The organism is Enterobacter sp. R-1.6.2 (assembly GCF_035064085.1).
GTDB lineage: Bacteria > Pseudomonadota > Gammaproteobacteria > Enterobacterales > Enterobacteriaceae > Enterobacter > Enterobacter asburiae_B.
The window spans coordinates 1-300 of record NZ_JASEYI010000141.1; the positions used below are offsets into that span (position 1 = coordinate 1).

A 300-nucleotide genomic window follows, 5' to 3' on the forward strand; every position below is an offset into this window, starting at 1 on the left:
CGACAGCGACTTCCGTCCCAGCCGTGCCAGGTGCTGCCTCAGATTCAGGTTATGCCGCTCAATTCGCTGCGTATATCGCTTGCTGATTACGTGCAGCTTTCCCTTCAGGCGGGATTCATACAGCGGCCAGCCATCCGTCATCCATATCACCACGTCAAAGGGTGACAGCAGGCTCATAAGACGCCCCAGCGTCGCCATAGTGCGTTCACCGAATACGTGCGCAACAACCGTCTTCCGGAGCCTGTCATACGCGTAAAACAGCCAGCGCTGGCGCGATTTAGCCCCGACGTATCCCCACTG

1 pseudogene is annotated in these 300 nt (G+C 58.0%); it reads right to left on the reverse strand.

The features are described from left to right. A pseudogene (locus tag QMN93_RS26170) lies at positions 1-300 on the reverse strand (IS1-like element IS1B family transposase); the annotation flags it as partial.